Origin of the sequence: Serratia sp. CY83965 (assembly GCF_052166375.1) — a bacterium.
In the GTDB taxonomy this organism is placed as follows: Bacteria; Pseudomonadota; Gammaproteobacteria; order Enterobacterales; family Enterobacteriaceae; genus Serratia; species Serratia marcescens.
The window spans coordinates 350,147-362,726 of sequence record NZ_JBJNOV010000001.1 but is presented as its reverse complement, the minus strand read 5'-3'; the positions used below and the strand labels follow the sequence as shown (position 1 = coordinate 362,726).

General features: G+C 62.9%; 14 protein-coding genes. 2 read left to right on the top strand and 12 right to left on the bottom strand.

Going from position 1 to position 12,580, the window contains the following annotated elements:
* Positions 1–53 precede the first annotated feature (53 nt).
* The 12 genes from nei to ACJ8PL_RS01745 form a co-directional block, all read right to left on the bottom strand.
* Complete coding sequence (gene nei, locus ACJ8PL_RS01800) at positions 54–845, bottom strand: endonuclease VIII (protein ID WP_049300328.1); 792 nt, start codon at positions 843–845, stop codon at positions 54–56.
* Between the two features lie 54 nt (positions 846–899).
* Positions 900–1,544 carry a pyroglutamyl-peptidase I gene (gene pcp, locus ACJ8PL_RS01795; RefSeq protein ID WP_442530764.1) on the bottom strand — a complete coding sequence of 215 codons (645 nt, stop codon included), beginning with the start codon at positions 1,542–1,544 and terminating at the stop codon, positions 900–902.
* 8 nt (positions 1,545–1,552) lie between these two features.
* Complete coding sequence (locus tag ACJ8PL_RS01790) at positions 1,553–2,572, bottom strand: DUF979 domain-containing protein (RefSeq protein WP_016928733.1); 1,020 nt, start codon at positions 2,570–2,572, stop codon at positions 1,553–1,555.
* Positions 2,569–3,300 carry a DUF969 domain-containing protein gene (locus ACJ8PL_RS01785; RefSeq protein WP_016928734.1) on the bottom strand — a complete coding sequence of 244 codons (732 nt, stop codon included), beginning with the start codon at positions 3,298–3,300 and terminating at the stop codon, positions 2,569–2,571. Before ACJ8PL_RS01785 ends, ACJ8PL_RS01790 begins: the two co-directional genes overlap by 4 nt.
* Before the next feature lie 54 nt (positions 3,301–3,354).
* A complete protein-coding gene (gene pxpA / locus ACJ8PL_RS01780) occupies positions 3,355–4,095 on the bottom strand; it encodes a 5-oxoprolinase subunit PxpA (RefSeq protein WP_016928735.1) in 741 nt (246 codons plus the stop codon).
* Positions 4,085–5,017 carry a 5-oxoprolinase subunit PxpC gene (gene pxpC, locus ACJ8PL_RS01775; RefSeq protein ID WP_079449572.1) on the bottom strand — a complete coding sequence of 311 codons (933 nt, stop codon included), beginning with the start codon at positions 5,015–5,017 and terminating at the stop codon, positions 4,085–4,087. The genes pxpA and pxpC overlap by 11 nt, the downstream gene beginning before the upstream one ends.
* A complete protein-coding gene (gene pxpB, locus ACJ8PL_RS01770) occupies positions 5,011–5,667 on the bottom strand; it encodes a 5-oxoprolinase subunit PxpB (RefSeq protein ID WP_016928737.1) in 657 nt (218 codons plus the stop codon). The genes pxpC and pxpB overlap by 7 nt, the downstream gene beginning before the upstream one ends.
* 159 nt (positions 5,668–5,826) lie before the next feature.
* Positions 5,827–6,570 carry a type 2 GTP cyclohydrolase I gene (locus ACJ8PL_RS01765; RefSeq protein WP_016928738.1) on the bottom strand — a complete coding sequence of 248 codons (744 nt, stop codon included), beginning with the start codon at positions 6,568–6,570 and terminating at the stop codon, positions 5,827–5,829.
* A gap of 18 nt (positions 6,571–6,588) precedes the next feature.
* Positions 6,589–7,569: an MBL fold metallo-hydrolase gene (locus ACJ8PL_RS01760; protein WP_016928739.1), complete on the bottom strand. Its 981-nt coding sequence runs from the start codon at positions 7,567–7,569 to the stop codon at positions 6,589–6,591.
* 22 nt (positions 7,570–7,591) lie between these two features.
* Positions 7,592–9,022 carry a deoxyribodipyrimidine photo-lyase gene (gene phrB / locus ACJ8PL_RS01755; protein WP_206195237.1) on the bottom strand — a complete coding sequence of 477 codons (1,431 nt, stop codon included), beginning with the start codon at positions 9,020–9,022 and terminating at the stop codon, positions 7,592–7,594.
* Positions 9,023–9,037: 15 nt separating this feature from the next.
* Entirely contained in the window at positions 9,038–9,994 is a 957-nt protein-coding gene (locus ACJ8PL_RS01750) for a YbgA family protein (protein WP_016928741.1), read from the bottom strand.
* Between the two features lie 142 nt (positions 9,995–10,136).
* The gene (locus ACJ8PL_RS01745; protein WP_004939916.1) at positions 10,137–10,346 is read right to left on the bottom strand and encodes a YbfA family protein; all 210 of its coding nucleotides are present in this window, start codon (positions 10,344–10,346) and stop codon (positions 10,137–10,139) included.
* A 441-nt stretch (positions 10,347–10,787) separates the two neighbouring features.
* Between ACJ8PL_RS01745 and ACJ8PL_RS01740 the strand changes: the two genes are divergently transcribed.
* Both ACJ8PL_RS01740 and kdpA read left to right on the top strand, forming a co-directional pair.
* Positions 10,788–10,877, top strand: coding sequence for a K(+)-transporting ATPase subunit F (locus ACJ8PL_RS01740; protein WP_016928742.1), 90 nt, complete (start codon positions 10,788–10,790; stop codon positions 10,875–10,877).
* Positions 10,877–12,565, top strand: a complete 1,689-nt coding sequence (kdpA, locus tag ACJ8PL_RS01735; protein ID WP_049300332.1) for a potassium-transporting ATPase subunit KdpA — start codon at positions 10,877–10,879, stop codon at positions 12,563–12,565. The genes ACJ8PL_RS01740 and kdpA overlap by 1 nt, the downstream gene beginning before the upstream one ends.
* The last annotated feature ends 15 nt before the right edge of the window (positions 12,566–12,580 follow it).

Sequence of the window (12,580 nt, the reverse complement as noted above, 5' to 3'; positions counted from 1 at the left end):
TTTCCTGGCTGAAACCGTACAGCGCCGCCCCTTCGGGCGGCGTTTTTTTTTGGTTATTTCTGGCAGCCCGGGCACCAATAAAACGGCCGCGACGACAGGTCCGTACGCACGATCATCCCACCGCAGCGTTCGCACGGCTCACCGCTGCGATGAAACACCTTGAAGCGAAACAGCGCGCCGTGATGCCGGTTGTCATCCGCCTGCCCGCGCGTCTGGTAGGAAAGGCGCGGCACCGCCAGCGACGCCTCCGCCAGGCGCCGCAGCGCCTCTGGCGCCAGATCCTGCGGTTTATGCTGCGGCGCCAACTCGGCCTGCCACAGGATTTCGGCGCGCAGATAGTTGCCCAATCCGGCAAGAAACGCCTGGTCGAGCAGCATGCCACCCAGCTGCCGGCGGCGAAAACGCGGCGTCAGCAAACGCTCCTGCACCTCATCCACCGTCAGCGACATGTCCAACACGTCGGGACCGATGCGTTGCAAAAACGGGTGTTGTTCTATTTCCTCGCGCGGCCCGAGGGTAATGTCGGAAGCGCTGTAGAGCAATATCGCGCTGCGAGCGGTTTCCAGCCGCACCCGCAGTTCGCGTTTGGTCTCCGGCGTCTCCCCCGCCGCCGCCACTTTCCACACGCCATACAGCTGGTTATGGCTGTACATCGTCAGCCCGTTGGAGAAATGGGTCAGCAGCGCCTTGCCGCGCGGCTCGATGGCGACGATGCGCTCGCCGAGCAAACGCTGGCGGTAGTGCTTCAACTGGGGAAAAGCGAAATCGACGGCGGTCAGCGGCTGATCGATCACCGCCGCCGCCAGTTTGTCCGCCGCCCGGCGGATCTCCGGTCCTTCCGGCATAGACCACTCCTTGCGTAGACCCGGCGCAACCCGGTGCGCCGGGAGTGTTCTTGATTAATGCGTCGCGCCGCCCACCACTTTCAGATCGTGTTCCACCTGCAAAGCGATGGAAACGGCCAGCTCCAGCGCAAACAGCACCGTCGAAGCCGCCATGCTCGGCGCGCCGGGGTGCGCCGCCGCCTGCTCAGGCAAATACGGGATATGGATAAAACCGCCCTTCACCTCGCGTTGGCCGCTCAAACGGTGCAGCAGCCCATACATCACATGGTTGCACACGTAAGTGCCGGCAGTCTGCGAAACGGCTGCCGGAATGCCGGCCTCGCGCATCGAACTCACCATCGCTTTGATCGGCAAGGTGCTGAAATAAGCCGCCGGACCGCCGGCGATGATCGGTTCGTCCACCGGCTGCTGCCCCTGATTGTCGGGGATACGCGCGTCGTCGACGTTGATCGCCACCCGTTCAATCGTGATGTCGGTGCGGCCGCCGGCCTGGCCGATAGCCAGTACCATCACCGGCTGCACCTCGTCGATCGCCGCGTTGAGCGCCTCCAGCGCCGCGCCGAACACGCACGGCAGCTGGCGCGCCACAATGCGCGTGCCGACCAGTTCCATATCGTTGAGCTGCTTCACCACTTCCCAGGAGGGATTGAGGCGCTCACCACCAAACGGCTCGAAGCCGGTGATCAATACTTTTTGCATCCTTACTCCTACAGGAACATCAGGAAATACAGCAGGAACACGTTAACCAACAGCAGCAGCACGCCGGTCGGCACCTGCGCCTTGATCACCGCATTCTTGTCCGGCAACTCCAGCAGCGCCGCCGGCACAATGTTGAAGTTCGCCGCCATCGGCGTCATCAGGGTGCCGCAATAGCCGGAGAACATGCCGATCGCCGCCATCACCGCCGGGTTGCCGCCGTGTTGCAGCACCAGGATCGGAATGCCGATGCCTGCGGTGACGATCGGGAACGCGGCGAAGGCGTTGCCCATCACCATGGTCAGCACCGCCATACCGATAGCGTAGACCGCCACGGCGATAAAGCGGTTATCCACCGCCAGATACTCCTGGGTCAAATGCGAGATTGCGGTGCCGACGCCGGCGACGGTAAACAGCAACCCCAGCGTGGCGAGGATCTGCGGCAGAATGAACGCCCAGCCGATCGAATCCAGCAGGCGCCGCGCTTCCTGTATCGGCTGCAGGGCCTTCTCATGGGTCATTTTCACCGCGATCGCCAGACCGATCAGGCAGCCGACGGTCATCGAGAACAGGGTGATCAGCGTCGCGTGGTTACCGCTGCCGAACACCGCGCTTTGCAACGCCGGCACGTTGTTGAACAGTAGCACGCCGATCACCGTCACGACCGGGATCGCCAACGCGGGGATAAACAGCTTGTTGCCCAAACGCTTGGCGCTGGCCTCGCGCTCCTGCGGCGTTCGCTGATGATAGCTGCCGAGGCGCACGCCGCCGAAGCCGGCGATCAGGGCCATCACCACCACCACCCCGCCAACGATGATATGCAGCATGCGTTTCTCGTTGCTGCCTTCGCCGAGCACATCGCCCAGCAGGCGGTAAGTCCAGTCGCCGACCAGGAATACCAGGCCGTACAGCCCCCAAAACAGCCCGGTGGTGATGCGGCGCGGGTTGGCGCGATCGCGGAAGGACATCACCGCCACAATCAGCAGCACCGCGCCGGCCAGCCAGTAGAGATATTGTTGCTGGAAGTTCATCGCGCCTCCCCCTTCGCCTGCAGCGCCGCCTGATTCAGCTGCGCCAGCTCGGCGCTCAGCTGTTTATCCATCCGATACAGCCGGAACGCGTGGATCAGGAAGGCGAAAATGGCGGTCGGAATGCCCCACAGCGCGATATGCAGCGGCTCGGTCTGAATGCCGCCGGACTCCAGCATAAAGTTATGCATGAAGATGATCGCGCCGAAGGCCACGAAAATATCCTCGCCGAAGAACAGCCCGACGTTGTCGGTCGCGGCCGACATGGCGCGCAGGCGGTGGCGGGTGCGCTCTGGCAGCTCGCCGTAGCGGTTTTCCGTCGCCCCTTCCGCCATCGGCGCCAGCAGCGGCCGCACCATCTGCGGGTGCCCACCCAGGCTGGTCAGCCCCATCGCCGCGGTGATCTCGCGCACGAACAGGTACACAATCAGCAAACGGCCGGCGGTGGCGCTTTTGATCTTGGCGATCCACGCCTGCGCCCGCTCTTTCAGCCCGTGTCGTTCCAGCAGGCCGATCACCGCCAGCGGCAACAGCAGGATCAGCGGCAGGTTGCGGGTATTGAGAAAGCCCTCGCCGAGCTTTTCCAGAATGACGTCCAGCGGCATTAGCGCCGCCAGACCGGTGATGATGCCGGCGGCGATCACCACCAGCACCGGATTGAAACGCAATACAAACCCGACCACGATCGCAGCGATGCCGATCAGTGGCCAGAGATTCACGGCCTGTTCCATAGTCTTCCCTCAATATTTTCTAATAGTTTTTTGCTTGTGATGTTGTGTCTTGCTTTATTGCTCCGCGCTGACGCGGATGCCCTGCTGAACAAAACTGTCCCGCAGCTTGCGCGCATACGCCAGCGCATGCTCGCCGTCCCCGTGCAGGCAGACGGTTTCCGCCTGTACGGCGGCCCAGACGCCATCCACGCTGCGAACCCGGTGATGGCGCACCATCTCCAGCGTTTGCGCCAGCGCCTGTTCGTCGTCCTCGATCAGCGCCCCCGGCAAACCGCGCGGCACCAGCGTGCCGTCGGCCTGATAGCCGCGATCGGCGAACACCTCTTGCCGGGTGGTCAAGCCAAGTTGTTCCCCGGCGCGGATCAGCGCGCTGCCGGCCAGCCCCACCAGCCGCAGCGCCGGATCGACCGCCTGCACCGCCCGAGCGATCGCTTCCGCCAGCGCCGGCTCAACCGCCGCCTGGTTGTACAGCATGCCGTGCGGCTTAACGTGCACCATCACTCCGCCCTCGGCGCGGGCGATGGCCGCCAGCGCCCCGAGCTGATACACCACCTGCGCGTAGACCGTTTCCGGCGGCAGCTGCATGCGGGTCCGGCCGAAGTTCTCCCGATCGGGAAAACTCGGGTGGGCGCCAATCGCCACGCCGTACTGCAATGCCCAGCGCACCGACTGACGCATGGTCTGCGCATCGCCGGCGTGGAAGCCGCAGGCGATGTTGGCCGAACTCACCAATTGCAGCAGCGCCTGGTCGTTGGCGCAGCCTTCGCCGAGATCGGCGTTCAAATCAACGATCATGTAACCCCCAGGCAATCTGTCGAAGGAAGAGATCCTGCTCGGCCTTGGCGCGCTGCGCCTCGGCCAATGAGCAGAGAACGAAGTGGATCGGTTCGCCGAGACGGACCTGCGCCAGATGGTAGAGATCGGCTTCGATCACGCAGGCGATGCGCGGGTAACCGCCGGTGGTTTGCGCATCAGCCATCAGCACGATCGGCTGGCCGTTGTGCGGCACCTGCACCACGCCGGGCATCAGGCCGTGCGACAGCATCTCTCTCTCAGTGGTGCGCGCCAGCGGCGTGCCGCCATGCAGGCGGTAGCCCATGCGGTTGCTCTGCGGGCTGAGCTGCCAGGCGGTGCGCCAGAACGTGTCCTGTGCCTCTTCGCTGAACTCGGCGTACTCCGGCCCCGGCAAAGCACGGATGCGGTTGGTGAACAGCAGCTGTTTCACGCCGCAGGAATGTTGCGGTTGAGCGGCAGAGTTGCCCAGCGGCAGCCGATCGCCGTCCTTCAGGTTACGGCCTTCGTGGCCGCCAAAGGCGGCTTTCATGTCGGTGCTGCACGATCCCAGCATTTCCGGCACGGCGATACCGCCCGAGATCGCCAGGTAGCTGCGCATGCCGCGTTTCGGCGTGCCCAGCGCCAGCCGCTGCCCCTTTTTCACCGGATAGCGCCAGCCGGTCCACAGCGGCTTGCCGTCCAGCTGCGCGTCGCAGCCGGCGCCGGTCAGGGCGATCCAGCCTGCACGGGTAAACTCGGCGCTGAACTGGCCGAGGGTGATCTCCAGCCCGGCGGCCTCCGGCGCATTGCCCACCAGCAGGTTGGCGATCTTCATCGCCGGTTGATCCAGCGCTCCACCGGTGCTGATGCCCAGACGGCGGAATCCCTCGCGGCCCAAATCCTGCACCGTGGTATAGATGCCGGCGCGCAGAATAATCAGCATACGCCCTCCTTCTGCGGCACAAAGCGTACGTTATCGCCCGGACGCAGCAGCGTCGGCGGCATTTCATGCGGATTGAACAACGCCAACGGCGTGCGGCCGATCAGCTGCCAGCCGCCGGGCGTCACCAGCGGATAGATGCCGGTCTGGCCGCCGCCGATGCCGACGGAGCCGGCCGCCACCGCCAGACGCGGTTCAGCGCGGCGCGGCGTCGCCAGTTGTTCCGGCATGCCGCCCAAATAGGAGAAGCCCGGCTGAAAGCCGAGAAAATAGACCACATAAGCTGCCGCCGCGTGACATTCCACCACCTGTTGCGGCGTCATGCCGGTATGGCGCGCCACCTCATCCAGGTCGGGGCCCTGTTCCCCGCCGTAGACAACCGGAATATCCACCTGGCGCGACTCCGGCGTCAGGCGCTCTTTGCTTTCCCAGCCCTGCTGCAGCAACGCCAGCATCGCTTCGGCGTCGGCCTGCGGCGTATGCAGCAACAGCGTCAGGTTGTTCATCCCCGGCACCACTTCCCGCACGTCGGGATGGTGATTCAGCTTTTCCGCCAGCGCCCAGATGCGCTGCTGGCTCGGCAACGTCACCGGCGGCGACAGTTCAAGCACTACCGCTCTTTCACCCAACAGGTAATAACGCGCTTGTTGCACCCTTATTCTCCTTATTATTATCGCGCTGAAAAACACACCAGTTATGCGTGACGCGGCCCCGGCTGTCAATAGAGCGCAACCATAAGGAAAATAAGGAAATAGCGCGATAAAAGGATTCAGCCGGCGCACAGGCCGGGCTGGATCCGGGGAAGAAAAAAATCAGGCGGGATTCGGGATATCGATAAAGGTCACATCAAAGCCGTGGTGCTGGGCCAGCCACTCACCCAACGCTTTCACGCCGCCGCGCTCGGTGGCATGGTGACCGGCGGCGAAGAAATGTACGCCCATTTCACGCGCGCTGTGAATGGTCTGCTCAGACACTTCACCGCTGATGAACGCATCGACGCCGAAACGCGCCGCGCTGTCGATAAAGCCCTGGCCGCCGCCGGTGCACCAGGCCACCCGGCGAATATGTTCAGGCGCGTTATCGCCGCAGTGCAGCACCGCGCGCCCCAGTCGGCTTTCGATACGCTGCTGCAGTGCTTCACCGGTCAGCGGCTGTTCAAATTCGCCGTGCGGCACCAGCGGCTCGACGTCGCCAATCACCCGGATGCCCAGCGCCTGCGCCAGCTGCGCGTTGTTGCCCAGCACCGGATGCGCGTCCAGCGGCAGGTGGTAGCCGTACAGATTGATATCGTGGGTCAGCAGCGTTTTCAGGCGATTGCGTTTCATGCCGCGCACCGCCGGCGCCTCGTTTTTCCAGAAATAGCCGTGGTGTACGATAATCGCGTCGGCCTGATGCGCCACCGCGGCGTCCAGCAGCGCCTGACAGGCGGTGACGCCGGTCACGATGCGCTGCACGTGCGGGCGGCCTTCTACCTGCAAACCGTTGGGGGCGTAGTCCTGAAACGCCGCGGCGTTCAGTTCCGTGTTGATCAGTTGTTCCAGATCGAGGTTACGCATTCTCTTCTCTCTTCATAGTCAAAATGTCTGCCGGTCGCCCTGCGCCATCAGGATGAATTTCACCCCCAGATCGTTGCCCTGCGTCAGCTGCTGCGCAATGGCGGCGCGCGCGTCTTCGCCCTGCTTCAGGCTGGGCTTGATGTGGCTGATGACCACCGGCAGACCCTTCAGCGAGCCTTCGCCGCCGCTGTACTGTGTCAGGTTCTTCAGCTCCTTCAGCAGCCAGGCCGGCGTCAAATGACCGTACAGATGTTTGTCCTCCATCCCGTTGGGGTAAGAGGTTTCGATAATCATGCCTTTGAGCTTTTTCTGCTCGACAAGCGGCCCCAGCGCGCGCCAGACGGTATCGAGATCGCGCGACTGCTCCACCTTATCCGGCCCGGTATCGCCGAAGTAGGCGAAGAACTCGTTACCGTTGGAAATCAGCAGCATCGACGACGGGTAGCGATCGTGACTGAGCGGGTACATCACGCCGGTCAACCCGGTCAGCCCGAGGGTAAACCGCTGCTGCGGCCGCACCGTTTGCAGCCGGTAGGTGCCCAGCCGCGCACCGTTGCCGGCGTCGGTAAAGTTCGGCCAGGCCTTCCAGTTAAAGTAGTGATTACGCAGGGTCAGCACGGTGTCCGCCTGGGCGTAAACGGTTTTTTTATTGTCCTCGGGCGAGCCGACGATCAGCCCCGCCACGTGGTCCAGATGGCCGTGGCTGATGAAATAGCCGCCGATCAACTGCCGGAACACATGGCCCTGCGGCGTGTAAGGCGCGGCCAACTCGGCGGTCACCTGCGGGAAGCTGCCCTTCTCCAGCCCTTTGGCGATGCCCGGCAGCAGCGAACCGGCGTCCAGCGCCACATACTGCGGCTGATTGTCGCTGCGGATCAGGTAGGAAGTCAGGTTGCCGTCGCTGACGCCGCCGTCGACGCCCAGCGCCACCACGTCAAAGCCGGCGATCGCCAGCGCGGAATAGCCGCTCAGGCACAGGGCCAACACCTTTTTCATCATTGCGTCGCTCCTTGCAGTTGCCTCAAGACTCTCCCCGTTTCGCCGCCTCGAACGCCGCCAGCGTCTCCAGGCGGGCTTGCTTATGATCGACGATCGGCAGCGGGTAATTCAGCACGCATGGCTGTTTTTCCGCCCAACGGTGAGGATGATGGATGTCATTGTCGGGCACATCCGCCAGTTCCGGCAACCATTTACGGATAAAAGTGCCTTGTGGATCAAAACGTTCACCCTGCGTCGTCGGGTTGAAGATGCGGAAATACGGCGCGGCGTCGGTGCCGGTGGACGCCGCCCACTGCCAGCCGCCGTTGTTGGCCGCCAGATCGCCGTCCAGCAGTTGCGACATGAAGTAGCGCTCCCCGGCCCGCCAGTCGATCAGCAGATCCTTCACCAGGAAACTGGCGCTGATCATGCGCAGCCGGTTATGCATCCAGCCGGTGGCGTTCAGTTGGCGCATGGCGGCATCGACGATCGGGTAGCCGGTCTCGCCCCGCTGCCAGGCCTGCAGCTTCGCCGCGTCATCGCGCCAGCGCACTTTGTCCGTCCAGGCGATAAACGGCCGATGGCGGCACAGCTCGGGATAGGCCACCAGCAGATGGCGGTAGAACTCGCGCCAAATCAGCTCGTTCAGCCAGGCGAAAGCGCCGCTCTCGCGATCTTCCAGCAACCGTGGGCATTCGGCGCGCAGGCGATTGAAGCACTGGCGCGGCGACAGCGCGCCAATCGCCAGATAGGGCGACAGGCTGCTGGTGCCGGCGATGGCGGGCAGATCGCGCTGGCGAAGGTAATCCTGCACCTGCTCACGACAAAAGGCGCGCAGCCGCTGCAGCGCGGCCTCCTCGCCGGCGGGATAGTCCCCCCCGATGTCCGCCGCGGGGTAATCGAACGCCGCCGGCGCCTCAGGCGCAGGCAACGCGCCACCGGCACGGGTTTTAGGCGCCGGCAGGCAGCTGAGATCGGACTCGGTCAGGCGCTGAATGAAAGCGTTGCGAAACGGCGTATAGACCTTGTACATCTCGCCGCCGCCGGTTTGCACGCTGCCCGGCGGCAACAGCAGGCTGTCATCGAAACCGCGGCACGCCACCCGGTCGCTCAATCGCTGTTCCAACCGCGCATCGCGGCGCCGTTCATTCAGTTCGTACTGGCGATTGTAAAACAGCGCATCTACCTGCTCTCGCTCGCAATAGTCCGCCAGCCAGTCGATCGACGAGGCAAAGTCCGTGCCAGCATGGCAATGCAGCGCAATGCCTTTTTGCGCCAACGCCTGCTGCACCGCCCGCAGGCTGGCGTGGATCAGCGCCGCCTGCCGCGGCGCCATCTCATGTTGCCGCCACTGCTGCGGGGTGGCGATAAACACCGCCAGCACCCGGGCTTCGGGATCGCTGCAGGCGGCGTGCAGCGCTTTGTTGTCGGTGATACGCAGATCGTTACGCAACCAGACCAGATGCGTGGTCATAAAACTCCTTGTCAATCAATGGCCGTAACGCAAACGCAGCGCCTCCGGGTAAGGTTCGAAATAACGTTGTTCCGCCAGATAGCGGTCGGGGTATTCCGCCATGTAATGCTTAAGCAGCGCGATCGGCGCCAGCAGCGGCTGCATGCCCTGCCGATAACGGTCGATCAGGTGCGCCAGTTCCTGACGCTGCGCCGCGCTGAGCTGACGGCGGAAGTAGCCCTGCACGTGCATCAGCACGTTGGTGTGGTTGCGCCGCGTTGCTTTGTGCGCCAACAGCGCCATCAGGCGGCTGCGGTATTCCACGGCGAAGGCCTCCAGCGAGTCCCAGCGGTGAATATCGGCGACGAAGCGCCCCAGCTCGCGATAAGCCGGCTGCGAATGCGCCAACAGTGAAAGCTTGTAGCGGCTGTGAAACGCGATCAACCCGCCGCGGGTCAGCCCCTGGCGCCACAGCATATTCAGCTCATACAGCGCGTACACCCGTTCAATGAAGTTTTCCCGCAATGCCGCATCCTGCAATCGTCCGTCTTCTTCCACCGGCAGCCACGGCATCTGACGCAGCAGTTCAGCGGTAAACAGCCCGACGCCGTTTTTACGCGAGTCTTTGCCGTTCTCGCTGTAGACCCGCACCCGCTCCAGTCCGCAGCTCGGCGACTTGGCGCAGACGATATAACCGCAGAGGTGCTGCAACGCGGCCACGCGCTGCGAGGAGAAACTGCGCATCTCCTCAGTCAGATCCACGCCGGCGTCGTTGCTGTAACGCATCGCCGGCCATGGCTGCGCCTGTTTCACCAGGCGCAGCGCCGGGCGCGGCGTAGGCAGACCAATCGCCATTTCCGGGCAAACGGGCTCAAAGCGCACATAGGGCGCCAACTGTTCCACCGCAAAGGCCAGCCGCTTGTGGCCACCGTCGAAACGCACCGCATCGCCCAGTAAACAGGCGCTGATGCCGATAGGGATCTTGTCACTCATACCGCTCTCCCGCGTTGTTAGCCGATTGAGGAAAGTGTAGAAGAATGGCTTGCCGAATACGACCTTGCGCTTGATAGGGGCGGCTATAGGCATAAAAAAACCCCCGCCACAGGGCGAGGGTTTTTCGTGAATCAGTAGTGGCTCAGTAGAAATCGCAGGACGCCAGTTCCGCCTGCTGCAGCCAGACCGGCTTATCGCTGGTTTTTGACCAGACGCGGTGCAGGTAGCTGTAAAAACGCCCGCGATCGCTGCGGAACAGCATCACCGGCAGGGCCAAAATGCCCGCGATCACCACTGCGCTGCGGCGCAGGAGAATCCGATGCAATGAATAAGCGTGATAGGTCGTAGACATGCGAACCTCCTTAAAAACGCCTGCCGTTGATTTGTCAGGGAAAACGGCGTGGGCGTATCAAATGAACAATCGGTAATTTGGTAACTGGACAAAATTTTAGCGCACTTGATGAAAGTTTACTACTCATCCGACCACTAAATCGCACAAAAAATCGCTAATCACCATGCTGATTCGTAATTTTGTTACAATAAAGTTAATTTTTAACTAAACATGGGTTACATTGTGGTTATTATTCGGTTCTTCATCCCACGCCTCAGCCCCTGCTTATTCACACATCAGGCGCAATCTCGCCGCAAGCAGGCTGCCTGAAATGGCCAATTTCCGCTGAAATTTCAGTCATTTTTATACTTTTTTTACACCCGCCCGCGCGATTTTTTCATCTTCTTTCTACCCCGCTCCCTACACTGCCTCTATCAAAAACAACACCTCTGGAGGTGTCCCGTGAGTTTCAGCGTTATTGGTGGTGCGCTGTTGGTTCTGCTGCTGTTGGCCTATCTGGTCTACGCCCTGTTTAACGCGGAGGATTTCTGATGGCGGCTTCAGCCTTTTTACTGATCGCCAGTTTCCTGCTGGTGCTTCTGCTGCTGGCACGGCCGCTGGGCGGTTTTATGGCGCGCCTGATCGAGGGTGAGCCGCTGCCTGCGCTGCGCGGGGTGGAAGCCGGGGTCTGGCGCGCCTGCGGCATCCGCGCCACCGAAATGAACTGGTGGCAGTACGCGCTAGCGATCCTGGCGTTTAACCTGCTCGGCCTGGCGCTGCTGTTCGCCCTGCTGATGACGCAGGGCTCGCTGCCGCTCAACCCGCAAGGCTTCCCGGGCCTCTCCTGGGATCTGGCGCTCAACACCGCCGTCAGCTTCGTCACCAACACCAACTGGCAGGCCTACAGCGGCGAAAGCGCCCTCAGCTATTTCAGCCAGATGGCCGGGCTGGCGGTGCAGAACTTCGTCTCCGCCTCCACCGGCATCGCCGTGGCCTTTGCGCTGATCCGCGCCTTCACCCGCCGCGCCGGCAAGACCGTCGGCAACGCCTGGGCCGATCTGTTCCGCATCACGCTGTATGTGCTGCTGCCGATCGCGCTGGCGATCGCCCTGTTCTTCGTCAGCCAGGGCACGCTGCAAAACTTCCTGCCTTACCTGCACGTCACCACGCTCGAAGGCGCGCAGCAGACGCTGCCGATGGGGCCGGTGGCCTCGCAGGAAGCGATCAAAATGCTCGGCACCAACGGCGGCGGCTTCTTCGGCGCCAACTCGGCGCACCCGTTCGAGAACCCAACCGTGCTGACCAACTTCGTACAAATGCTGGCCATCTTCCTGATCCCCTGCGCGCTGTGCTTCTCCTTCGGCCAGTTGGCCGGTGAAAACCGCCAGGGCCATGCGCTGATCTGGGCGATGGCGCTGATCTTCGTGGTGGCGGTGGTGGTGGTGATGGTCGCCGAGCTGGCGGGCAACCCGCACCTGAGCGCGCTGGGCGCCGACAGCAACATCAATATGGAAGGCAAAGAGTCGCGCTTCGGCATTCTCGCCACCAGCCTGTTCTCGGTGGTGACCACCGCCGCGTCCTGCGGGGCGGTCAACGCCATGCACGACTCTTTCACCGCGCTGGGCGGCATGGTGCCGATGTGGCTGATGCAGATCGGTGAAGTGGTGTTCGGCGGCGTCGGCTCCGGCCTGTACGGCATGCTGCTGTTCGTGCTGCTGACGGTGTTTATCGCCGGCCTGATGATCGGCCGCACCCCGGAATACCTGGGCAAGAAGATCGACGTTTACGACATGAAGATGACCGCGCTGGCGATCCTGGTCACGCCGACGCTGGTGTTGCTGGGCAGCGCGCTGGCCATCGGCACCGACGCGGGCCGCGCCGGCATCCTCAACCCGGGCGCCCACGGCTTCAGCGAAGTGCTGTACGCCCTGTCTTCCGCCGCCAACAACAACGGCAGCGCCTTCGCCGGGTTGAGCGTCAATACGCCGTTCTACAACCTGCTGCTGGCCTTCGCCATGTTCGTCGGCCGCTTCGGGGTGATCCTGCCGGTGCTGGCGATCGCCGGTTCGCTGAGCGCCAAGCAGCGTCAGCCGGCGGGCAACGGCACCCTGCCGACCTATGGGCCGCTGTTTATCGGCCTGCTGATCGGCACCGTGCTGCTGGTGGGTGCGCTGACCTTCGTGCCGGCGCTGGCGCTGGGCCCGGTGGCCGAGCATTTGCAGCTTTGGTTGGCAAACTAACCGACGTCACAGAGA